Here is a 22,433-nt window from a genome sequence, read left to right as displayed (position 1 = left end):
AATAACGCCGCACGCCCGCGACTCTAACAGAGCCGCTCTGCTGCAACGATCAAGAGCCGTCCCCGCTAGGCTTGCAGGCGCACGGCCGAGTACGAGGCGTGACCGGAGAACAAGCGGCGGAGGACTGAATCTGATGCGAGTCGGTGTGCTGACCGGTGGCGGCGACTGCCCTGGGCTCAACGCGGTGATCCGTGCGGTGACCCGCAAGGGCATCGAGATGCACGGCTGGGACATCTTCGGCTTCCGCGACGGTTGGCGAGGCCCGCTCACCGGGGCGGGAAAGCCGCTGGAGCGCGACGACGTCGAAGGCATCCTCACGCGCGGTGGCACGATACTCGGCTCCTCACGCACCAACCCGTACAAGGAGGAGGGCGGCCCCGACAAGATCAAGGCCGTGCTGGCCGACAAGGGGGTCGACGCGCTGATCGCGATCGGTGGTGAGGACACCCTCGGCGTCGCCAACCGGCTCACCGAGGAGGGGATCAACGTGGTCGGCGTGCCGAAGACCATCGACAACGATCTTGGCGCCACCGACTACACCTTCGGATTCGACACGGCCGTGCACATCGCCACCGAGGCGATCGACCGGTTGCACACCACGGCCGAGTCGCATCATCGCGCCCTCGTTGTCGAGGTCATGGGCAGGCACGCGGGCTGGATCGCCCTGCATTCGGGCCTGGCAGGCGGGGCGAGCGGCATCCTCGTTCCTGAGCGGCCGTTCTCGGTGGACAAGGTCGTGGAGTGGGTGTCACGCCGGTTCGAGCGTGAGTACGCACCGATCATCGTCGTGGCCGAGGGCGCGTTGCCGGAGGGCGGCGCCGAAGTGTTGCAGAGCGGGGAGAAGGACGCCTTCGGGCATGTCCGGCTTGGTGGTGTCGGTACCTGGCTGGCCGAGGAGATCGCCTCGCGCACCGGCAAGGAGTCGCGTGCGGTGGTGCTCGGGCACACCCAGCGAGGTGGCACCCCCACCGCGTACGACCGGGTGCTGGCCACCCGGTTCGGCCTGCATGCCGTCGACGCCGTTGCCGACGGTGACTTCGGCGTGATGGTCGCTCTTCGCGGCACCGACATCGTGCGGGCGAAGCTCGCCGAGGCCACGGCCGAACTCAAGACCGTGCCACCCGCACGGTATGCCGAGGCGGAGGTCTTCTTCGGCTGATCGGCCGCGTGCTCCCCACGGCACGGTCCGGCTGACGGCAATCTCCCACCAATCGCGCAATGGTGTGAACAATGTCCGCCCGAGGCGGTACATTCCCGGCACCCCAGCGTTGGAGGTGAGTGATGTCTCAGTCCGTTGCCGGCGAATCGACGACCGAGACACAGGGCAGGGCGCGGCGGCAGTGGATCGGGCTCACGCTCGGCCCGATTCTTGCCGTCGTCGCCTTCCTGTTACTGCCGGGCGACCTGCCGACCCCGGCCAGGATCACCGGAGCGGTCGCCGTGTTGATGGCGGTGTGGTGGGTCAGCGAGGCGTTGCCGCTGGCCGCGACCGCGTTGCTGCCGCTGGTGTTGTTCCCGTTCCTCGGGGTCAGCGAGATCGAGGATGCGGCCGCGCCCTACGCCGACGACGTGATCTTCCTGTTCATGGGTGGGTTCATGATCGCGCTGGCGATGCAGCGGTGGAACCTGCACAAGCGCATCGCGCTGCGCACCGTGCTCTCGGTCGGTACCCGCCCCGTCATGCTGATCGCGGGATTCATGATCGCCACCGCGTTCCTCAGCATGTGGGTCAGCAACACCGCCACCGCGGTGATGATGGTGCCGATCGGGGTTTCCGTGCTCGGCCTGGTGAGCCAGCTCGGCGCGGCGGAGGGAGGCAGCGGTGGCGACCGCAACTTCTCGACCGCGTTGCTGCTCGGCATCGCCTATGCGGCTTCCATCGGCTCGTTGAGCACGATCATCGGTACACCGCCCAACACGTTGCTGGTTGGCTACCTCGAGGACAACTTCGACATCAGCATTTCCTTCGGCGAGTGGATGCTGTTCGGGCTGCCGATCTCGGTGGTGTTCCTTTTCCTTGCGTGGTTGCTGCTGACCAGGGTCGTGTTCCCGCCGAAGCTGAAGTCGTTGCCGGGTGGGCAGGAACTCATCCGGGAGCAGCTGGCCGAACTCGGGCCGATGAGCAGGGGTGAGCGCAACGCGCTCGCGGTGTTCGTGCTCGCGGCGGTGTCCTGGATCGTCATTCCGGCGCTCGCCGACGTGGACGCGATCGCCGGTGCGCTGCCGTGGCTGGACAACATCTCCGACGCGGGTATCGCCATGGCGGCCGCCGTGGTGCTGTTCGCCCTTCCCGTCGAGGGCAGGCGCGGTGTGCGGACGCTGGACTGGGACCACGCCAAGCAGCTGCCGTGGGGAATCCTGCTGCTGTTCGGCGGCGGGTTGAGCCTGTCGAGCCACTTCACCGACACCGGGCTCAGCAAGTGGATCGGCCAGCAGGTGGGCGGACTGGCAGGCCTGCCCGTCATCTTGGTGGCGGCGGTGGTGGTGCTGCTGGTGCTGCTGCTGACGGAGCTGACGAGCAACACCGCGACCACCGCCGCGTTCCTGCCGATTCTCGGCGGCGTCGCGGTGGGTCTGGGACACGGGCCGATGGTGTTGGTTGTGCCCGCCGCGTTGGCCGCGACCTGCGCGTTCATGCTGCCGGTCGCGACGCCGCCCAACGCCATCGCGTTCGGGTCCGGCCACGTCACCATCGGACAGATGGTCCGAGGCGGGGTGTGGCTCAACGTGGTCGGGCTCGTGCTGGTCACGCTTGCCGCCTACACGCTAGGCGGCTGGGTGCTCGGCCTGAACTACTGAGGCCCTGAACTGCTGAGGCCCTGAACTGCTGAGGCCCTGAACTGCCGAGGCCCCGAGTTGGGCCGATGGCGATCCCGGCGTTCGGGCTCGTGGCGAGTGATCGACGCTCGTCACGAGCCCGCGTCGGCGAGCCGAGGTCAGCGATGGCCGATATGTCAGTCGATGCTGTACTATTTTGCGCATGCTGACGTATGAGACGCGGGTCGAGGCGCTGGCCCGGCTCGGCCGTGCGCTGGCGGATCCGACGCGGTGCCGGATCCTGGTGGCTCTGCTCGAAGGTGTGAACTACCCGGGGCTGCTGGCCCAGCGGCTGGGGCTGAGCCGTTCCAATGTGTCGAACCACCTCGCCTGCCTGCGCGGTTGTGGTCTCGTGGTCGCGACTTACGAGGGGCGCCAGGTGCGTTACGCGCTGGCCGACAGCCACCTGGCCAAGGCGCTCGAGGAGCTGGTGAAGGTGGTCCTCGCCGTCGACGACGCTCAACCGTGCCTCGATGATGAGCCCACCTCGACAGGGCAGCGGGAGGTGCGCGCGTGACCGGGCACGCGGGCGATGCGGGCGGGCGGGCGTCGGACGCCCTCAGCGGCGACCGCGAAGCGGTGTTGTCGCGACGCGTGCGGCTGCTCGTCAGCGCCACGATCACCTACAACGTGGTCGAGGCCGTCATCGCCATCTCCGCGGGCGCGGTGGCCAATTCCATGGCGTTGATCGGCTTCGGGCTCGACTCGGTGATCGAGGTTTCCTCGGCCGCCGCGGTGGCATGGCAGTTCTCCGGGCCGGACCCGCGTGCGCGAGAGCGGATCGCGCTGCGGGTTGTCGCAGTGTCGTTCTTCGCGCTGGCCGCCTACGTCACCGTCGAATCGGTGCGGTCGCTGCTCGGCGCGGAGCAGGCGGACCCTTCGACCGTCGGGATCGTGCTGGCGGCGGTGTCGCTGCTGGTCATGCCGTTGCTGTCGTACGCGCAGCGGCGCGCGGGCCGCGAGCTTGCCTCGGCGAGCGCGGTCGCGGATTGCAGGCAGACGCTGCTGTGTGCCTACCTTTCCGGGGTGCTGCTCGTCGGACTGGTGCTCAACGCGACGCTCGGCTGGGCATGGGCCGACCCCGCGGTCGCACTGTTGATCGCCGCGATGGCGGTGCGGGAAGGGCGCGAGGCATGGCGCGGCGAGCACTGCTGCTGACCCGCCCGCCAGGGCGTCGGTGACCGGCGCAGTAGCGTGGCAGCCATGGGCAGCCGTCCCTTCGCCGGATTCGGTGAGTACGCCGTCGACTTCTTCGCAGGGCTCGCCGCCGACAACTCCCGGACCTACTGGCAGGACAACCTCGCCGTCTACCGGCGGGACGTGCGCGAGCCGATGGAGGCGTTGCTCGCTGAGCTGGCAGGCGAGTTCCTCGACGAACTCGGTGCGGGAGCCGACGCCAAGGTGTTCCGTCCGTTCCGCGACGTGCGCTTCGCCAGGGACAAGAGTCCTTACAAGACGCACTGCGGTGCCGTGATCGAACGCGGCAGGGGTGGTGGCGCCTACTACGTCGAGGTGGGACCGGACGGGCTGCGCGTCGGGGGTGGCTGCTTCCATCTCGCCGCCGACCAGCTCGCGCGGTTCCGGCGTGCGGTGGACGCCGAGCCGCACGGCGAGCGGTTGCGCGAGGTCGTGGACCAACTGCGGCGCGACGGTTGGCAGGTCGGCGGCGAGTTGCTCAAGACGAGGCCGAGGGGTGTTCCCGCTGATCATCCGAGGTTGGAGCTGTTACGGCACCGCTCGCTGTACGCGTTGCGCGGCTGGGAGCCTGACGACACGCTGCACAACCGGGAGTGCCTTGGTCTGGTGCGTTCGGGCTGGCGGGAGCTGCGTGCGCTCAACGCGTGGGCCGACACCCACGTCGGTCCCAGCCAACAACGTTGAGGTCGAACGAGGTCGAATTCCACATGAACGGCCAGGGAAGGCCTTAACGATCTCGGGATCGGTACAGACGGGAGGGCGAGAAGCGGCTAGGCTTTGCGAGTGTGAGCCGACGAGCAAAGATCGTGTGCACTCTCGGTCCTGCGACGGCGACAGCGGACAAGGTCCGCTCGCTGGTCGACGCGGGCATGGACGTCGCCAGGATGAACTTCAGCCACGGCAGCCACGGTGACCACAAGCAGGTCTACGACCTGATCAGGTCGGCATCGGCGGAGAGCGGCCGTGCCGTCGGTATCCTCGCCGACCTGCAGGGTCCGAAGATCAGACTCGGCACGTTCGCGGGCGGACCTGTGGAGTGGCGTACCGGCGACCGCGTCCGGATCACGGTCGAGGATATCGCGGGCACACACGATCGGGTTGCCACGACGTACAAGGGACTCGCCAAGGACGCCAAGCCCGGTGACCGTCTCCTCGTCGACGACGGCAAGGTGGGCCTTGTCGTGGAGCGCGTCGAGGGTCCGGACGTGATCTGCGAGGTCACCGAGGGCGGTCAGGTCAGCAACAACAAGGGCGTCTCGCTGCCGGGCATGGACGTGTCCGTGCCCGCGCTGTCGGAGAAAGACCTGGAGGACCTGCGGTTCGCGCTGGAACTCGGTGTCGACTTCGTCGCACTGTCGTTCGTGCGCTCGCCCGCCGACATCGACCTCGTGCATCAGGTGATGGACCGCGTTGGAACGGGTCGTGTTCCGGTCATAGCCAAGCTGGAGAAACCTGAGGCGGTCTACAACCTGGAGGCGATCGTGCTCGCCTTCGACGGCCTCATGGTCGCCAGGGGAGACCTCGGCGTCGAGTTGCCGCTGGAGCAGGTGCCTCTGGTGCAGAAGCGCGCCATCCAGATCGCGAGGGAGAACGCCAAACCCGTGATCGTGGCGACGCAGATGCTCGACTCAATGATCAACAATTCGAGGCCAACCAGGGCGGAGGCCTCCGACGTCGCCAACGCCGTCCTTGACGGCGCCGACGCGGTCATGCTCTCCGGCGAGACCAGCGTGGGCCGGTATCCGATCGAGACGGTCGAGACGATGAGCAGGATCGTGGAGGCGGTTGAGGCGGACATGCCGTCCGTTCCGCCGCTGAGCCACGTTCCCAGAACCAAACGCGGTGTGATCTCCTACGCCGCCCGCGACATCGGTGAGCGGCTCAATGCCAAGGCGCTCGTCGCGTTCACTCAATCCGGCGACACCGTTCGAAGGCTCGCGCGCCTGCACACCAGGCTGCCGCTGCTGGCGTTCACTCCACTGGAGAGCGTGCGTTGCCAGCTGTCGATGACCTGGGGCACCACGGCCAGGATCGTGTCCCAGGTCGATTCCACGGACCGGATGATCCAGCAGGTCGACCACGCGATGCTGGAGACGGGCCGCTACCAGCCCGGCGACCTGGTCGTGATCGTCGCGGGCTCGCCTCCAGGCACCGTCGGGTCCACCAACCTCATCCGGGTTCACCGGCTCGGTGAGGAAGACCACGCGTGACGAGGCGTGCGGGCACCGACCGTGTTGAATTACCCGCATGACTGAGCTGGCAAGGCAGGCGGCTTCCGGGCTGGACACCGATGGCGGTCTCGGCGGGCAGCCGGTGCTCGACCGGCTTGTCGCGCTGCTCGACCTGGAACGGATCGAGGAGAACATCTACCGTGGCGTGAGCCCGCCGCACTCGCCGACCCGGGTGTTCGGCGGGCAGGTGGCAGGACAGTCTCTCGTGGCGGCAGGCCGCACAGTGCCGCCGGAACGCGGAGTGCACTCCCTGCACGCGTACTTCATCCGGCCGGGTGACCCGAAGGTACCGATCGTCTACGAGGTTGACCGCATCCGCGACGGCAGGTCGTTCACCACCCGCAGGGTGGTCGCAGTCCAGCACGGCAAGGCCATCTTCTCGCTGTCGGCGTCGTTCCAGCTGGCAGAGGAGGGCGTGGAGCACGCGGAGCAGATGCCGGACGTGCCCGCGCCGGAGTCGCTGCCGACACTGAGCGAGCGCACCGCAGAGTACGCCGACCGGCTCGGATTGCGGTCGCAGCCCAGACCGATCGACATCCGCTACGTCACCGAACCGCCGTGGGTGACGCGGGGCAATCCGAAGCGCCCTTCGCGCAACCAGGTCTGGATGCGTGCGGACGGCACGCTTCCGGACGACCGGCTGCTGCACGTCTGCGTGCTGACCTACGCCTCCGACATGACGTTGCTGGACTCGGTACTGGCAAGCCACGGGGTGTACTGGGATCTCGACAGAGTGATCGGCGCCAGTCTGGACCACGCGCTGTGGTTCCACCGGCCGTTCCGCGCCGACGAGTGGCTGCTCTACGACAGCGCTTCACCGACGGCTTCCGGTGGTCGAGGGTTGGCGACAGGGCGCTTCTTCTCCCGTTCTGGTCAGCACATCGCCACCGTCGTCCAAGAGGGCCTCATTCGGTTGCCCGATCACCCCGCGTAGTGCAGCGAGGGCTTGCGGCGGCGGTGGTGGCCGTTCGAATCCGCTGACAGTTCCTCAGCCGTGTCGTCTCCGGTACCCAGGCTGATCTGCGCCGCGAGGTAGGCGCGGCACGGCAGCCGGGAGCGTCTGCGGGAGAACGGTCTGCGGCGGCCGTGGCAGAACGCGCAGTGGCCGCTGGGGTCGAGTCTGTGGTCGGCCAGCACGCTGCGGAGGGCGCCCGCCAGCAGCGCCGTGCTGGCGGCGCCCGGCTCTGGCCGCATCTCGGATGAGGCGTCGTTGCCCTCGAGAGCGAGTTCGTCGAGTTTGCGGTGGACGCTCGCCTGGAGGGGGGTGACGATGGGATCGCGCCCGGCCACGTGTCCTCCCGATGTTCGCCGGTCCTGGCGCCGGTCGTTGTCGTTCGGCGCACGATGCAGGATACAAGCCGGAACTGCAATTTGCAGTCCATCGATCGGGCAATCCCGGCACCGCCCGGCCCAAGGGGTCAGTTGCCGCGTTGAGCGGCTGGTTAGATGTTGCGGGGCGGATGAACCGGAGGTGAGGCCATGACACGAGGGCAGGGGCCGACCGTTCGACGGCGCAGGCTGGCCAGCGAACTGCGGCGGCTCCGGGAACGGGCTGAGCTGACGATCGATGAGGTCGGCGAGAAACTCGAGTGTTCGGCATCGAAGATCAGCCGGATCGAAACCGGGCACGTGGGGGTCACCCCGCGAGACGCGCGGGACATGCTCGAGCTGTACGGGGTACGGGGAGACGAGCAGGAGGCGTTGGTCCAGCTGGCGAGAGAGGCCCGCAAGCGCGGCTGGTGGCACGCCTATAACGAGGTGTTCACCGGTGCCTTCGTGGGGCTGGAGGCGGATGCCAGCTCGTTACGTGCGTTCCAGGCATTGCTGGTGCCCGGCCTGTTGCAGACCGAGCGCTACGCCAGGGCGGTGATCCACGCGATGCGGCCCGATGCGGCCGATGCCGAGATCGAGCGCAGAGTCGCCGCGCGGATGACCCGGCAGCGGCTGCTCAGCGATCCGAGTCCACCCGAGTACTGGGCCGTTGTGGACGAGGCGGTGCTGCGAAGGGTCGTCGGCGGAGCTGAGGTGATGGCCGAGCAACTGGGCAGGTTGGCCGACGTCGCTCAGTTGCCGCACGTGACCATCCAGGTGGTGCCGTTCGGCGCGGGGGCGCATCCGGGAATGGAGGGCCCCTTTCTCATCCTCGGCTTTCCCGAGCAAGCCGACCCCGACGTCGTATACGTGGACAGCACGAGCAGCGGCGTGTATCTGGAACTGGAGCCCGATGTGCGGCGCTATGCCCTCATGTTCGATCATTTGCGGGCCGCCGCGCTCGGGCCGGACGACTCGGTCAACGTGATCGCCGACGCGGCACGGCGGTTCGAACAACGAAGCGAGTGAACGGAGTAGGGATCATGAGCGACATGGAGCTATCCGGCCTGAAGTGGCGAAAGAGCAGCTACAGTGGCGGCGGCAACGACTGTGTCGAGGTCGCCTTCACCGGTGACGGGGCCGCGTTGCGCGACTCGAAGAACCCCGCCGCGGGTGCGTTGGCGGTCCCGGCAGCCGAATGGGACGCCCTGCTCGAGGCCGCGCGGTCGGGTGTGTTGAACCCGCACTGACCCGCCTCTCGATCGTCGCGGACCCCTTACCCGTGGTCTTCCCTGCTCGGCCACGGGTAAGGGGTCGATCCGTCTCAGGCCTGCGTGATCGCCCGATGCCGCGAGGCACCCCTGCGCACCAGTCTGGAACTCACCACGAACAAGGGTGAGGAGTGACAGGCGATGAGGATGCCAGGGGACCGGGCTTCGGACGCGACGTTGGCCGAGGTCGAGTACCGCACGGAGGAACTGCGCAAGGCAGGTGGCAGGTGGCGGGCGCGCCGCACGGAACTGCCTCGACAGCGTGCCGAATCGCGGGAAAACGCTCGCAGAGGGCGCGGCCGTTAGCCGTGGGCAAAACCGCTACGGAACTGTCGCAGGTATAGGCAAGAATGCGAGTTGTGCCCCGTCTTGGTTCCGGTATCCCTATCATCGGTCGCGCCGACGAGTTGTCCCGGTTGCGAGCCGCGTTCGCCCGCGCGCGGCAGGCGAGGGCCGCGGGTGTGTTGCTGGCGGGCGACGCGGGGGTCGGCAAGACCAGGGTGCTCACCGAACTGGCCGAGCACGCCGCCACCAACGGGGCGCTGGTACTGACCGGCCGCTGCATCGACATCAAGGAGGGCGGACTGCCCTACCTGCCCTTCGCCGAGGCACTCGCCACACTCACCGCGATCGACGACGAGGCGGTGGCGGGCGCGGTTCGGGCTCGCCCCGCACTCGCCAGGCTGTTGCCCACTCAGCAGGGGGAGGCGAGCGCCGGACCTGGGCCCGGGCATTCCTCGACGGCGGATCACGAGGGCAGGCGGGTGCACGCCGAGCAGGACCTCGGGCAGCTGCAGCTGTTCGACGCCGTGCTGGGGACGCTGGCGGAGCTGTCCGTTCACCGGCCCGTGCTGCTTGTGCTGGAAGACCTGCACTGGGCCGACCGGTCCACCCGCAACCTGTTCTCGTTTCTGCTGTCAAGGCTGGCGGATCACCGGCTGCTCGTGGTCGGCAGCTACCGGGAGGAGGACGTGCACCGGCGGCACCCGCTGCGGGGACTGCTTGCCGAGTTGGTGCGGCTGCCCGCGGTCGAGCGGGTGGAACTGTCGGCGTTCACGCCGCACGACGCGCGGGCGTTCGTGGCGGCGCTGGCCGATGAGCCGTTGCCGGAGCACGTCGTAGACAGTGTGGTGTCCCGGTCGCAGGGCAACCCGTTCTTCGTCGAGGAACTGCTGGCGTCGGGAACCGACTGCGAGGGAACCGACCTGCCCTCCGGGTTGGCCGAGGTGCTGCTGGCGCGGTTGGAGCGGCTGACACCGGACACCCGCAGTATGTTGCGTGCGGTGGCGGTCGCCAGCGAGGCGGTGAGCCATGCCGCGCTCGCGGAGGTGAGCGGTATGGCCGAGCCGGAACTGGAGGAGGCACTGCGCGAGGCGGTGCAGCACCATGTGCTGGTTGTCGAACGTGGCTGCTACCTGTTCCGGCACGCGTTGCAGCGTGAAGCCGTCTACGGTGACCTGCTGCCGGGGGAGCGGGTCCGTATGCACGCGGCCTACGCGAGCAGGCTGCGTTCGGTACCGCAGGACCGCGGCGCGGAGGCCAAGCTTGCCTACCACAGCCTGGAGAGCAAGGACTTCGCCACGGCGCTGGCCGCCTCGCTGCGGGCTGCCGACGAGGCGGACCGGATCGGCGCCCCCGGTGCCGCGCTGCGGCACGTTGAACAGGCACTCGAGATCTGGGATGCCGTGTCGCCGCGGGAAAGACCCGGCGATCACGACGAACTGGGCCTGCTGCTGCAGGCCTCCTATTTCGCCGGGACGTCAGGGGAACCGGAGCGGGCGATCGCGTTCGCGCGTTCGGCGGTGGACACGCTGGGACCCGAGATCGCGCCCCAGCGCGCCGCACTGGTCTGGCGCAGGCTCGCCGAAGCCCTGATGGTGCTCGACAGCACCTTCATAGAGGCGGAGGAAGCGATTGACCGGGCGTGGGAACTCGTCACCGATGCCGAGCCGAGCGCGGATCGCGCCTGGGTTTTCGCCACCAGGGCGCAGATTCTTCGCGGCATGGAGCGCTTCGACGAGGCCGCGGACAGCGCTCGCACCGCGGTCGCGGACGGCAGGACAAGCGGCGCCGCCGCACCGGAGGCTTCGGCGCTGGCCACACTCGGCACGCTCGCCGATGCCGACGGCGATGCCGAGCAGGCGCGCCGGCTGCTGGCGGAGGCCGCCCGCAAGGCGCAGACGGCGGGCGCGGTCGGCACCGAACTGAGGGCGAGGTATTTCTACGCGCTCAGCCACGACGATCACGCCGACCTGGTGCCCGCGATGGAGCTGTATCGCCGGGTGGTGGAGCGTGCGGAGGAGTCGGGGCTGCTGTGGAGCACCTTCGGTGTCGCGGCCCGCTCACGGCTGGTGTCGTTGCGCTATCTGAGCGGCGACTGGCCGGGTGAGTCCGAACAGGACCGACCGGGCTCGGTGGAGTCCGGTGCGGTGGCCGCGATGCTCAGCTGCCCGTGGAGTCACCTCGCGGTCGCCAGGGGCCGCTTCGCCGAAGCGGAGCGGCTGATCGCCGAACTGCGCGGGCAGTGGCGCCACGACATCTTGGTAGCGCTCGAGGCGAGCACGGCAGGCGCCGAATTGGCCTTCTGGCGGGGCGAGTACCGGCAGGCCGCGCTCAGCGCGCAGGAGGGTATCGGCTGGCTGGAGCGGTTGTACGCGTTAGGGCTGGGAGGTGTGCGGGTGGCCACGCTCGGCGCGGAGGCGTGCGTGGCGTGGCTGGCCGATGCCCGGTCACGCGGCGACAGCGCCGCCGAGGCCGAAGCGGCGGGAATGGGGGCGAAGCTGGTGGAACTCGCCAGGCTGTGCGCGACGAAGGGTCGCCCGCGTTCCGGCACACTCGGCCCGGAGGGGCAGGCGTGGCTGGCAAGGCTAGAAGCCGTTGCCGGTGAGCTGCTGGGCGGCCCGGCCGACCCGGCACTGTGGGCGAAGGCCGCCGAGGCCTTCGGCTACGGCGCGGTCTACGACCAGGCGGTGTGCGAATGGCAGCACGCGCGGAGCTTGCTTACCGAGGGCGAACCCGCGGCGGCGGCGAAATCACTGCGCCGGGCCCACGAGGTGGCGGGCAAGCTCGGCGCGGAACCGCTACGCCATGCGGTGGAGGCGCTGGCCCGCCGCGCCAGGATCAGCCTGGCGGACGAGCCGGTGCGGCGTGACCAGGGCAGAGGACCGCTCACCGAGAGGGAGCACGCGGTGCTGGAGCGCGTCGCGCTCGGCCGCACCAACCGGCAGGTGGGCGAGGACCTCTACATCAGCGAGAAGACGGTGAGCGTGCACCTGTCGCGGGCGATGGCCAAGCTCGGCGCCAGCAGGAGGGCCGAGGCCGTGGCCATCGCCTACGACCGGGGGCTGCTCACCCGGCGGTGAGCCACCAGTGCTCAGCGGCGAGGTAGTCGGGCGAGCAGGCGCATGCCCAGTGTCATCAACGTGGTCCAGATCCGCGGTGGCATGCCGGGGAAGGGGCGCAGCCGCATTCCACGCTGTACGGCGATCGACTGCGACTCGGTGTACTTCAGCAGCCCCTCCGCGCCGTTGCGGCGGCCGACGCCGGACTCCTTCATACCGCCCATCGGGAGTCCCACCGTACCGAACGTGGCGGCGTAGCCCTCGTTCACGTTCACCGTGCCCGCCCTCAGCCTGGCGGCGATCTCCCAGCCCCGCTTGCCGTCGCGTGACCACACACTCGCGTTGAGCCCGAACTCGGTGTCGTTGGCACGCTCGACGGCATCGTCGACGTTTGAGTAGCGGTACACCGACACCACGGGCCCGAAGGTTTCCTCGGCGAACACCCTGGCCGTCTCCGGCACCCCGGTGAGGATCGTGGGCTCGTAGAACAGCGGGCCGATGTCGGGCCGTGCCTTGCCGCCGGTCACCACCGTGGCGCCCTGCGCGCGGGCATCGTCGACGTGCGCCGACACCGCCCGTAGCTGCCCGGTGGAGGTGAGCGAGCCCATGTCCGTGCCGTAGTCGAGGGTTCCTCCCAGCCGCAGCGCTTCGGTACGCCGCGCGAAGGCGGCGATGAACTCCTCGGCGATGCTGTCGTGCACGTAGATGCGCTCCACGGAAACGCACAACTGCCCCGCGGAGGAGAAGCAAGCCGCGACCGCGCCCGCGGCGGCCTTGGAGACATCCGCGTCCGGCAGCACGAGCATCGGGTTCTTGCCGCCGAGTTCCAGCGAGTAGCCGGTGAGCCGCTGCGCGATCCGGCCCGCCAGCCGCTTGCCTGTCGGGGTCGAACCGGTGAAGCAGACGTAGTCGGGCTCTTCTACCAGCGCGTCGCCGATCTGTGAGCCCCTGCCGAGCACGATCTGCCACGCCTGCGGCGGCAAGCCCGCGGCGCAGGCCAGTTCGTGCAGCCACAGCGCCGAAAGGGCCGTCTGGTTGTCCGGCTTCTGCACAACGGTGTTGCCCGCGAGCAGTGCGGGCAACACGTCCATCGCGGTGAGCGCCAGCGGGTAGTTCCACGGTGAGATCACTCCCACCACGCCCTTGGGATGGTGCAGTTGCCCTGCCTTGGTCAGCAGCGGGAGTACACCGGCCACCCTGCGCGGAGCGAGAATGCCCGGCCCGTGCTTGCCGTAGTAGGCGGCGACGAGCGCGGTCGCGCTGATCTCGTCGAAGGCGTCGAGCCTGGACTTGCCCGCTTCGATCTGGATGAGATCGAGCGCTTCTGCCTGCTTGTCGAGTACGAGGTCGTGCAGGTGACGCAGCACTCGTGCCCGCTCCCGGACCGGGCGGCGTGCCCAGGCCCGCTGTGCCTCGCGGGCGCGTTCGAACGCGGCCCGCACCTCATGCTCGGTGGCCTGCGGCAGGGTCGCGGTGGTCAGCCCGGTGAAAGGGGCCTTCAGCTCGATGGGCGCGTTGTGCAGGCCGCCCACGGCGCGGTCGGCCAACTCGGCCGCTCTGCTCGTGCGCGGAGCGCCTGGCACCCCGCCGATCGTGGCCGGTCGGGACGGATTCACCGGCGTCGTGCTCGTCATGACACCTCCGAGAGCCCGGTTGTTACTGACGAGTAGTAGAACATACCGTCAGTACGGCGGGTGGCCCGGCCGGCTCAGCGGGCGTACAGCGTCGTCGCGATCCGCTTCCACTCCTCCAGCAGTTGCGCCCTGCGCTGCGGGTCACCCCCCAGTTCGGCGTCCAGCGCCAGCCCTCGGGTGAGGTTCACGGTGAGCCAGTACAGCGTCTCCAGGTTCTGCCTCGGCAGGTCGCCGGACAGCGTGGCGAGATCTTCCAGCGTCGAGCGGCCGAGTGCGCGATCGACGGGGCGCATCGCCGCCCGGAGTTCGGGATCGGTGCGTGCGGCCACCCACAGTTCCATCGCGGCGCTGGCGAGGGTGCCCGAGTACGCGCGCCACAGCAGGTCGATCGCCGCGGCCACGCGTGCGGGCCCGTCCGGCAGGCTCTCGGCGTCCGGTGTGCGCTGTTGCTTCAGTTTGGTCGCAAGGTGCTCGACCGCCGCGGCCATCAGTTGTGCCTTGCCCGCGAAGTGGTGCTGCGCGGCACCCTTGGACACTCCCGCCCGCGAGCAGATCTCCTGCATCGACGAGCGCGCGTAACCGAGTTCGACAAGGCAGTCGATCGTCGCGTCGAGCAGCGCCGCCCGGGTCTCGGCACGGCGCTGCGCCTGCGTGCGGTGTCCGCGTTCTCGCGTCGTCACAGCGATTCCCTTTACCCGTCGACGGGACCGATGTACATTCCGGGTATAACTTACCTTCCAACCGTAATGTTTTCCAGTCCCAGGAGGCACCGTGGCGCTCACCATCCAGAGAAGCTCGTGGATGAACGAGGAACTCGACGACTTCCGCGACCTGGCGAGGAGTTTCTGCGTCAAGGAACTCGCTGGGAATCAGGAGCGGTGGATGGCCCAGAAGCAGATCGACCGCGAGGTATGGACCAAGGCGGGGGAGGTCGGCCTGCTCGCACTGTCCATTCCGGAGGAATACGGTGGCGGTGGCGGCACCTTCGCGCACGAGGCCGTTCTCTACGAGGAGCAGGCCCGCTGCGGTGACGGCGCGTGGGGCGTGTCCGTCCACAACGGAATCGTCGCGCACTACCTGCTCGCCTACGCGAGCGAGGAGCGCAAGCGGGAGTGGCTGCCCAAGCTCGCCAGCGGTGAGTACGTCGGGGCCATCGCGATGACCGAGCCCGGTACCGGTTCCGACCTACAGGGCATCAAGACCCGCGCGGTGCGCGACGGCGACCACTACGTCATCAACGGTTCCAAGACCTTCATCACCAACGGCGCCCACGCCGACCTCGTCGTCGTCGCGGTGAAGACCGACCCGGAGGCGGGCGCCAAGGGCGTCTCGCTGATCGCGGTCGAGACCTCCACGCCGGGCTTTCGGCGGGGCCGCGTGCTGGACAAGGTAGGCCTGCGCGGCCAGGACACGGCCGAACTGTTCTTCGACGACGTCCGCGTGCCCGCGCAGAACCTGCTCGGTGAGGAGGAAGGCCGTGGCTTCATCCAGTTGATGGAGCAGCTTCCGCAGGAGCGGCTCATCATCGCCGTCACCGCGGTCGCGGGCATGGAGGGCGCGGTGGACAAGACCATCGAGTACACCAAGGAACGCACCGCGTTCGGCAGGCCGATCTTCGGCTTCCAGAACACCAAGTTCAAGCTCGCCGAGGCCGCCACCGAAGCCGCGGTGTCGCGGGCCTTCCTCGACCAGTGCATCGAGCGGCACCTGCGGGGAGAACTGGACGTGCAGGGCGCCGCGATGGCGAAGCTGTGGACCACCGAGCGGGTCAACAAGGTGATCGACGAGTGCGTCCAGCTGTTCGGCGGCTACGGCTACATGACCGAGTATCCGATCGCGAGGGCGTGGGCCGACGTGCGGATCTCGCGGATCTTCGGCGGGACCAGCGAGATCATGAAGGACATCATCTCCCGCACGCTGTGAGGGCGAGGCGGAACCAGGAAGGGATTCAATCGATGAACGCTGGTCCGCTGAGCGGGCTCAAGGTGATCGAACTCGCCGGCCTCGCGCCAGCTCCGTTCGCCTGCACGATCCTCGCCGACCTCGGCGCGGACGTGATCAGGGTGGACAGGGCGACCCCCGGCGAGGACGTGCTGGGAATGCCCTACGACCCGCTGCTGCGCAGCCGCAGGACCATCGGCGTGAACACCAAGACCGCCGAGGGCGTGGAGTTGGTGCTGAAGCTCGCCGAGCGAGCCGACGTGCTCGTCGAGGGTTTCCGGCCCGGTGTCGCGGAGCGGATGGGACTTGGCCCGCAACAGGTGCACGCCCGCAACCCGCGGCTGGTTTACGGCCGGATCACCGGCTGGGGCCAGGACGGTCCGCTTGCGCCAAGGGCGGGGCACGACATCAACTATCTCGGCCTGTCGGGGGCGCTGCACGCCATCGGCAGGGCGGGACAGCGGCCGCTGCCGCCGGTGAACTTCCTCGCCGATTTCGGTGGCGGCGGGCTGTTCCTCGCGATGGGCGTGCTCGCCGCGCTGTACGAGCGGACTTCCTCTGGTCAGGGGCAGGTGGTGGACGCCTCGATGGTCGACGGCGCAGCACTGCTCACCGCCCAGCTGCACGGGTTGCGGGCGAGCGGGCTGTGGGACGGCCAGCGTGGCGAGAACATGCTCGACACCGGCGCGCCCTTCTACGACACCTACGAGACCGCTGACGGCAAGTACGTCGCCGTCGGCGCACTCGAGATGCGGTTCTGGGCGGCGTTGGTGCGGGTGCTCGGGCTTGAGGGTGAGGAACTGCCCAACCACCTCGACAAGCGGGAATGGCCCCGGCTGCGGGAGAAACTCACCGAGACCATAGGCAAATACACCAGGGACGAGCTGGTCGCCATGGCAGAGGGCACCGACGCGTGTCTGACCCCGGTGTTGTCCCCGTGGGAGGCGGCGTCGCACCCGCACAACGAGGCGCGGGGCACGTTCGTGGAGGTCGATGGCGTCGTGCAACCCGCACCGGGACCGAAGTTCGACCGCACCCCTGCGGCCGCGCCGGGGGCACCTCACCAGAAGGGCGCCGACACTGCGGCCGTGCTGTCGGAGGAACTCGGACTCGCCGACGGCGAGATCGAGCGGTTGCGTGACGCGGGCGCGGTGAACTGAGGGCGGCGTGTCGTGACGGCTCACGGCGGCAGGGGGACCTAGAGTCCTGAGGGCCACGCGGACACGGGCGGTTACCGGCTCCGGCCGGGGATGCCTCTTCGCGTGACTACCCGCCGGAATCAGGTCCTGTTACGGCAAGATGGGGTGTCGGCGGGTGGTGCAAAGCCGCCATACGCCGCCCAACATCGGATGGGATGGAGCCATGTCGCCGGGTCTGAAGAAGGTACTGATCTTCGGTCTCGTCGCGCTCGTCTTGTTCTTCCTGATTACCCGCCCGACCGAGTCGGCGGATGCCGTCCGGGCCGCGCTCGGCTGGTTGCAGGACGGGGCCGAGGCCATCGTGACGTTCGTGCAGAGCTTGTTCGCCTGAGTAACCCATCACGACGACCGGCACCGCACCGCGGTGCCGGTCGTCGTGCTGTCGAAAAACGGTACAGCTACTCACGGTCATGGACTGTGGTCAACTCGTCGCCAGGCTGGGCCAACCGGGTGGATTACCGGGGTGAACGCGCTGGTCATCGAATTCCTCGCTCGAAGGGTCTGGCGAAGCTTGGGCCCGCTCTCCTACGGTGCTCACATTGCGTGATCGAGCAGGTACCTGACCGGTCACGTTCCTACATCTCGAACAACGTTGCTCGACAGTCTTTGCACCAACCACAGCAGTGCGTTGTAGAGGAGGCAGGGATGCGAGATCCCGGAGTTGACGCGGTGATCCGGCAGTGGGCGGCCGAGCGCGAGCAGAACGCGGAGGACCGGGAGGTTCACCGCATCGCCTCCACCTGGCTGGCCGAGGCTCCGCGGTCCGCGCCGGGTATCCCGGGGCAGCGGCGCGAGAGCGGCCCGCAGCGCTGGGCGCCGGTGGACGTCGCGGACCCGGGATATCTCGAAGCGATGCGGCAGCGCCTTCCCGAAGCGCCGCTCGAACTGTTGACGGCCGCCGCGGGATGGTGGCAGATGATCGGTGACGTCGAAGAGGCCAAGGCGTGGTGGGATGCCGGCATCAGCCCGCTCGACCAGCGTGCGCTCGACTACCGGGCCGCAGGGCTGACACCCTCCGACCTCGGCAGGCGGCTCGGCCCGCTGACGGTGCTCGAGCACCTGCGCCGTGGCAGCGCTCCCGCTTGGTGTGTCGCGCGCCTCGCGCGGCAGCAGCAGCGCCGCGACGCGAGCTGACCTGATCGACGACGGTGCCGCGAGCAGCGCGACGGCCACGCCGTAACGTATGCCCGCGGCACGTCGTTGTCGAAAGGTCAGTAATCGGGTCGGGTGGAGGGCCAGGCGGTGCACGAACCGCGGACACGCACGGCGAGTCGAAGCGGGCGGGCGGCTCTGGCCCGCCTGGTGATCGTGGTGGCGGTACTCGGCGTCGCGGCGGGCGGAGTGTGGCTCGTCGCCCGCGCCGCCAGCCCACAGGCAGGCCCGACCACCACCGACATCCCGGCGCTGGACGTGCGACCGGCCGACGTCGAGCCGGGTTCGGCCGCACCCGCCACCGACCACATAACCGACCGCGGGACCAGTGGCAGGGCTGGTGGCGGTCGGGTCACCGCCCCCGGCGCCAACCCGCTGCTGGATTGGGCCCGCACGACCTCGGCCGCCACCGCGGTTCCGGAACGGGCGCTGCTGGCATACGGCAACGCTGAACTGGTGATGCGGGAGCACCAGCCCAGCTGCAGGCTGTCGTGGGCGACGCTGGCTGGCATAGGACGGGTCGAGTCCAACCATGGCCGCTACGGCGGCGCGATACTCGGCGAGGACGGCAGGCCGTCGAAACCGATCATCGGTGTCCCGCTCGACGGTTCCGAGGGAGTCAAGGCGATCCTGGACACCGACGGCGGCAGGCTCGACGGTGACGTCGAACACGATCGGGCCGTCGGCCCCATGCAGTTCATCCCGAGCACCTGGCTGCGGCACGGGACCGACGCCTCCGGAGACGGCATGGCCGACCCGCAACAGATCGACGACGCGGCGCTGTCGGCCGCGCGCTACCTGTGCGCGAGTGGAAGGGACATGTCGACCGCCGAGGGTTGGTGGTCGGGGGTGCTGTCCTACAACAACTCCACCGAGTACGGGCGCAAGGTTTTCGGCCTCGCCGAGGACTACGCGGCCGCGGTAAGGCAAGCCCGGTAGCGCGCGCCGCCCGCCCTGGGCGGGGGTGCCCGCGACGAGTGCTAGCGTCGAAGGCGTGTCCAAGAGCTCGACCGTATCCCGTGGGCTGGCGATCGCCGCCGTCTGCGTGCTGGGCCTCGTGGTCGGCCTCGGGCTGGCGTGGTGGCAGTGGGAGCGCTACTCCTCGGCGGGCGGTACCTTCCAGAACCTCGGTTACGTGTTGCAGTGGCCACTGTTCGGGCTTTTCCCGTTGTTCATGGTGCGGCGGATGCGCAGGCTGCGGCGGCAGGCAGCTGAGCAGCGAACCGAGACCGAGCCCACAGGCGGCACAGCCGTGCCGCTGAAGCAGCGGCGGACCGATGCGCCGACCACAGCATCGGCGCGGTCGGTCGCACGCGCCGGGCCCGCTGATGACGAACTTGCCGCCTACAACAGATACCTGGCGGAGTTGAACGCTCGAGATCGCGAGGGGAACTGACATGGTGACGACCGACCGTGACGAGGTGGCGGCGACCACGAACCTGCGCGGACCGTTGCTGCGCTTTCGGGTCGCCGCCTTCGTCACCGGCATCGGACTGCTCGGGCTGGTGGCCGTGATGGTGTTGCGCTACGGCTTCGACAACCCCGACCCTTCCGCCGTGTACTCGCCCATCCACGGCGTGATCTACATGGTCTATCTCGTACTGGCTGTCGACCTGGCACTGAAGGCGCGGTGGTCGGTGAAGGGCACCATCGGGGTGTTGCTCGCGGGCTGTGTGCCCCTGCTGTCCTTCGTCGCCGAGCGGGCTGTCACGCGCCGGGTGCTGGCGGGCCGGAAGCTGTAGCCCGCACCGAGTACGGCGGCACGGTCGCGCCGCGCAGCGTTTCGGCGTCTATCGAGTGGGGCCGGTAGCTCGAGCGTGACAACCGTTCGATCATGCCGTCCACGGGTGCGTCGACGCGGTCCGGCCTGCCTGACAGGAACGCCCACTCGTGCTCGTCGGAACCGAAGTAGACGACCGTGCCGAAGATCTCGCCGAACCGCTTCCACGCCGCCAGCAACGTGTCGTTGCGCCACAGCGTCGGGCACCCCGCCTGACACACGACGACTCCGCCGGGGCTGAGCAAGTCGCTGCATCGGCTCAGGAAGTCTTCGCCGTAGAGCCGATTGTGCTGTGCGGCGGGATCGGTGTTCTCGTCGGGGAGGTCGATGACCACCACGTCGTAGCGCTGCCGCGCGGTATCGAGGAACTCCCACCCGTCGCGGTAGTGCATCCTGACCTTGCCTTCGCCGCGCTCCGCCCGCGCCAACTCGGCGTCGGAGTAGCCGTAGGGCAGATGTCGCGCACAGGCGCGCACCGTCTCGCGGTCGATGTCGACATGGTCGACCAACTCCGCTCCGAACGCGACCGCGAGCTGGCTGGCGACGCCCTCGCTCGAGCCGATGACGAGCACCCGGTCGACGTTGTCGGCGAGCAACATCCCGGGCACCATCAGCGCCTCGTGGTAGACGAGCTGGCTCGTCTCGGTGCTCTGTCGCTCGTCGTCACAGAACAGCGTCACGCCCTGTGCCGTCTTGGCGATGACGACGTGCTGGTAGTCGGTGTGTGTGTCGAGAATGGTGCCGGACAGTTCCCATACCCGGGAAAGGCCGGCGCCGAGGGGTTCGACGATCTGCTCTGACATTCACTTCCCCGCGTTCACGGGCAGCCGCCCGCGCTGGAGTGTCGACATGTTCATCGATCGCGTGCCGAGTGCGTCGGCAAGCAGCCGTACCGCCTCCTGCGGGTCGGCCCGATCGCCGCACGTGAAGACGTCGACGAACATCGCGCCGATCTCCGGGTAGGTGTGCACCGAAGCATGGGACTCGGAAAGCATCGCCAGAACGGTCACCCCCTGCGGTTCGAACCGGTGCGCGATCACGTCGCACACCGTCGCGCCCGCCTCGGTCAGCGTGCTCGCCAAGGTGCTCCGTAGGAATTGCTCGTCGTCAAGCAGATGTGGATCGATGCCGTCCAACTCTGCGAGGACGTGCTTGCCGGAAAACACGCCGACCGGTACGAACTCACTCGGCACTGATCAGCCTCCCTTCAGATACACAGTACGTACGCAATGGCTCAATCCCGTTGAACGCGATCGACGAGTAACTCGCCGTGTACGCGCCCGTCGCGAGGATGTCGATTTGATCGCCCGGCCGCAAGGACAGCGGCAGCCGGTACGGGGTTCGCTGGTAGAGCACGTCGTCACCATCGCACGTCGGCCCCGCGATGATCACAGGCCCGTCCGGTTCGGGGTGATCTTCGACAACTTCGAGCTGGTAGGCGATCGCCTCGTTCTCCGTCTCGGCCAGCCCGTTGTACCTGCCGATGTCGAGGTACACCCATCTGCGTTCGGCTTCCCCCCGCCGGTTCGCCACCAGCACCACCTCGCCGCGGATCAGGCCAGCCGCGCCGACGATCGCCCGCCCCGGTTCGAGGACGAGTTCGGGCGGGCACTCGAAGTGCGACCGCAGCGCGGGCAACACCGAGGCGGCGTACTCGTGCGGGGAGGGCGCGGCGGCACGGTAGTCCACGCCGAATCCACCGCCGATGTTGAGGCTGCGTAGCGCTGTGCCTCCCGCCGAGCTGGCTTCGAACACCTTCGCCGCCGCGCCGATGGCCAGTTCCCAGGCGCCGGGGTCGAGTTGCTGCGAGCCGACGTGGAAGCTGAGGCCCGTTGGGCGCAGACCGAGGTGGCCGGCACGCGAAAGCAACTCGGCCGCCTCCTCGGCGTCGCAGCCGAACTTGTGCCCGAACGGGGTGGCCGATTCGGGGCCGTCCACGGCAAGCCGCGCCAGCACCCGCGCTCCCGGAGCGTGCTCGGCGATGTTCTCCAGATCTGCGAGCGAGTCGAAGCAGAACTCGTCGACCCCGGCCGAGTGAGCGAACGCGATGTCGGCCGGCTTCTTGATGGGGTTGCCGTAGGAAACCGACTGTGGTCGGGCTCCGGCCGCGAGGCAGCGCCTGATCTCGGCCGGGCTGGCGACGTCGAAGGCGGCCCCCTCCCCGACAAGGGCCCTGAGCACCGCCCCAGCGGGGTTGGCCTTCACCGCGTACTGGATGCGGGCGCCGGGGAATGCCTCGGCGAGCGAGCGGTAGTTGTCCAGTACCGTGTCGATGTCGATCACCAGACACGGCGTCGGCGGGTCGTGGTCGGCGAGGAAGGCGCGGATTCTGTCCACCGCAGGGCTCACCGGGTTCACCGTGTTCACCCTGCGAGGGTCCCAGGCCGGGAGTTCGAGGCCGCGACCACCTCGCCCGCGGCTGTCCGTGAATCGATATTCGGTGCCTCGCCGTGCGCGTCCCATCGCGAATCCAGCCACATTTCGTGCGTGCTTTGTTTCGATTCCTGGTCGCGAATGCGTCCGCGATTCCGCCACGGGTAGCACGGCTTGACGCGCCGG

At 68.8% G+C, this 22,433-nt stretch carries 24 protein-coding genes; 18 read left to right on the top strand and 6 right to left on the bottom strand.

Annotated features, from left to right (window positions below; translation table 11 throughout):
* The first annotated feature begins 133 nt into the window (after positions 1–133).
* The 7 genes from FHU38_RS15480 to tesB all read left to right on the top strand — a co-directional run bounded on the left by FHU38_RS15480 (position 134) and on the right by tesB (position 7,179).
* Positions 134–1,159 carry a 6-phosphofructokinase gene (locus FHU38_RS15480; protein ID WP_167172012.1) on the top strand — a complete coding sequence of 342 codons (1,026 nt, stop codon included), beginning with the start codon at positions 134–136 and terminating at the stop codon, positions 1,157–1,159.
* Positions 1,160–1,281: 122 nt separating this feature from the next.
* Positions 1,282–2,799, top strand: a complete 1,518-nt coding sequence (locus FHU38_RS15475) for an SLC13 family permease (protein ID WP_167172009.1) — start codon at positions 1,282–1,284, stop codon at positions 2,797–2,799.
* Positions 2,800–2,980: 181 nt separating this feature from the next.
* Positions 2,981–3,334: a Cd(II)/Pb(II)-sensing metalloregulatory transcriptional regulator CmtR gene (gene cmtR / locus FHU38_RS15470; RefSeq protein ID WP_167172006.1), complete on the top strand. Its 354-nt coding sequence runs from the start codon at positions 2,981–2,983 to the stop codon at positions 3,332–3,334.
* A complete protein-coding gene (locus tag FHU38_RS15465) occupies positions 3,331–3,975 on the top strand; it encodes a cation transporter (protein ID WP_167172002.1) in 645 nt (214 codons plus the stop codon). The genes cmtR and FHU38_RS15465 overlap by 4 nt, the downstream gene beginning before the upstream one ends.
* Before the next feature lie 45 nt (positions 3,976–4,020).
* Positions 4,021–4,698: a DUF2461 domain-containing protein gene (locus FHU38_RS15460; protein WP_167171999.1), complete on the top strand. Its 678-nt coding sequence runs from the start codon at positions 4,021–4,023 to the stop codon at positions 4,696–4,698.
* Positions 4,699–4,799: 101 nt separating this feature from the next.
* The gene (pyk, locus tag FHU38_RS15455; protein ID WP_167171997.1) at positions 4,800–6,224 is read left to right on the top strand and encodes a pyruvate kinase; all 1,425 of its coding nucleotides are present in this window, start codon (positions 4,800–4,802) and stop codon (positions 6,222–6,224) included.
* Between the two features lie 37 nt (positions 6,225–6,261).
* Positions 6,262–7,179 (top strand): acyl-CoA thioesterase II, encoded by a 918-nt coding sequence (tesB, locus tag FHU38_RS15450; protein ID WP_167171994.1) that lies wholly within the window; start codon positions 6,262–6,264, stop codon positions 7,177–7,179.
* On the opposite strand, the gene FHU38_RS15445 is transcribed toward tesB, so the two are convergent.
* Entirely contained in the window at positions 7,167–7,535 is a 369-nt protein-coding gene (locus tag FHU38_RS15445) for a hypothetical protein (protein ID WP_167171991.1), read from the bottom strand. The genes tesB and FHU38_RS15445 overlap by 13 nt on opposite strands.
* A 189-nt stretch (positions 7,536–7,724) precedes the next feature.
* Between FHU38_RS15445 and FHU38_RS15440 the strand changes: the two genes are divergently transcribed.
* The 4 genes from FHU38_RS15440 to FHU38_RS15425 all read left to right on the top strand — a co-directional run bounded on the left by FHU38_RS15440 (position 7,725) and on the right by FHU38_RS15425 (position 12,189).
* Positions 7,725–8,585 carry a helix-turn-helix domain-containing protein gene (locus FHU38_RS15440; RefSeq protein WP_167171988.1) on the top strand — a complete coding sequence of 287 codons (861 nt, stop codon included), beginning with the start codon at positions 7,725–7,727 and terminating at the stop codon, positions 8,583–8,585.
* Between the two features lie 14 nt (positions 8,586–8,599).
* A complete protein-coding gene (locus tag FHU38_RS15435) occupies positions 8,600–8,806 on the top strand; it encodes a DUF397 domain-containing protein (RefSeq protein WP_208415691.1) in 207 nt (68 codons plus the stop codon).
* Between the two features lie 162 nt (positions 8,807–8,968).
* Positions 8,969–9,133: a hypothetical protein gene (locus FHU38_RS15430; protein WP_167171986.1), complete on the top strand. Its 165-nt coding sequence runs from the start codon at positions 8,969–8,971 to the stop codon at positions 9,131–9,133.
* Positions 9,134–9,177: 44 nt separating this feature from the next.
* Positions 9,178–12,189 (top strand): helix-turn-helix transcriptional regulator, encoded by a 3,012-nt coding sequence (locus tag FHU38_RS15425; protein WP_167171984.1) that lies wholly within the window; start codon positions 9,178–9,180, stop codon positions 12,187–12,189.
* 11 nt (positions 12,190–12,200) lie between these two features.
* Here the strand turns inward: FHU38_RS15425 and FHU38_RS15420 are convergent, their stop codons facing one another.
* Positions 12,201–13,802, bottom strand: coding sequence for a succinic semialdehyde dehydrogenase (locus FHU38_RS15420; protein ID WP_167171981.1), 1,602 nt, complete (start codon positions 13,800–13,802; stop codon positions 12,201–12,203).
* Positions 13,803–13,876: 74 nt separating this feature from the next.
* Complete coding sequence (locus FHU38_RS15415; RefSeq protein ID WP_167171977.1) at positions 13,877–14,482, bottom strand: TetR/AcrR family transcriptional regulator; 606 nt, start codon at positions 14,480–14,482, stop codon at positions 13,877–13,879.
* 121 nt (positions 14,483–14,603) lie between these two features.
* Here FHU38_RS15415 and FHU38_RS15410 point away from each other — a divergent pair, with 121 nt between their 5' ends.
* The 7 genes from FHU38_RS15410 (at position 14,604) to FHU38_RS15380 (ending at position 19,836) form a co-directional block, all read left to right on the top strand.
* Positions 14,604–15,725: an acyl-CoA dehydrogenase family protein gene (locus tag FHU38_RS15410; protein ID WP_167171974.1), complete on the top strand. Its 1,122-nt coding sequence runs from the start codon at positions 14,604–14,606 to the stop codon at positions 15,723–15,725.
* 32 nt (positions 15,726–15,757) lie between these two features.
* Positions 15,758–16,903 carry a CaiB/BaiF CoA transferase family protein gene (locus tag FHU38_RS15405; RefSeq protein WP_167171971.1) on the top strand — a complete coding sequence of 382 codons (1,146 nt, stop codon included), beginning with the start codon at positions 15,758–15,760 and terminating at the stop codon, positions 16,901–16,903.
* Positions 16,904–17,105: 202 nt separating this feature from the next.
* Positions 17,106–17,273, top strand: coding sequence for a hypothetical protein (locus FHU38_RS15400; protein WP_167171968.1), 168 nt, complete (start codon positions 17,106–17,108; stop codon positions 17,271–17,273).
* A gap of 314 nt (positions 17,274–17,587) precedes the next feature.
* Positions 17,588–18,076, top strand: coding sequence for a helix-turn-helix transcriptional regulator (locus FHU38_RS15395; RefSeq protein WP_167171965.1), 489 nt, complete (start codon positions 17,588–17,590; stop codon positions 18,074–18,076).
* Positions 18,077–18,184: 108 nt separating this feature from the next.
* On the top strand, positions 18,185–19,033 hold the full coding sequence (locus FHU38_RS15390) for a lytic transglycosylase domain-containing protein (RefSeq protein ID WP_167171962.1): 849 nt from the start codon (positions 18,185–18,187) through the stop codon (positions 19,031–19,033).
* Between the two features lie 55 nt (positions 19,034–19,088).
* Positions 19,089–19,490, top strand: a complete 402-nt coding sequence (locus FHU38_RS15385; protein WP_167171961.1) for a transcriptional regulator — start codon at positions 19,089–19,091, stop codon at positions 19,488–19,490.
* A gap of 1 nt (position 19,491) precedes the next feature.
* A complete protein-coding gene (locus tag FHU38_RS15380; protein WP_167171958.1) occupies positions 19,492–19,836 on the top strand; it encodes a DUF3817 domain-containing protein in 345 nt (114 codons plus the stop codon).
* On the opposite strand, the gene FHU38_RS15375 is transcribed toward FHU38_RS15380, so the two are convergent.
* Genes FHU38_RS15375 through FHU38_RS15365 form a run of 3 tightly spaced genes read right to left on the bottom strand, consistent with a single transcriptional unit; the run spans position 19,802 to position 22,223 of the window.
* Positions 19,802–20,677: a spermidine synthase gene (locus tag FHU38_RS15375; protein WP_167171956.1), complete on the bottom strand. Its 876-nt coding sequence runs from the start codon at positions 20,675–20,677 to the stop codon at positions 19,802–19,804. The two genes, FHU38_RS15380 and FHU38_RS15375, sit on opposite strands and share 35 nt — an antisense overlap.
* Positions 20,678–21,067 (bottom strand): adenosylmethionine decarboxylase, encoded by a 390-nt coding sequence (speD, locus tag FHU38_RS15370; RefSeq protein WP_167171953.1) that lies wholly within the window; start codon positions 21,065–21,067, stop codon positions 20,678–20,680.
* Positions 21,057–22,223 carry a type III PLP-dependent enzyme gene (locus FHU38_RS15365; protein WP_167176119.1) on the bottom strand — a complete coding sequence of 389 codons (1,167 nt, stop codon included), beginning with the start codon at positions 22,221–22,223 and terminating at the stop codon, positions 21,057–21,059. The genes speD and FHU38_RS15365 overlap by 11 nt, the downstream gene beginning before the upstream one ends.
* Between the last annotated feature and the right edge of the window lie 210 nt (positions 22,224–22,433).

It is taken from the genome of Saccharomonospora amisosensis (assembly GCF_011761185.1).
Taxonomy (GTDB): Bacteria; Actinomycetota; Actinomycetes; order Mycobacteriales; family Pseudonocardiaceae; genus Saccharomonospora_A; species Saccharomonospora_A amisosensis.
The sequence above is the reverse complement of the archived record's forward strand: the minus strand, read 5'-3'. Positions and strand labels throughout refer to the sequence as shown.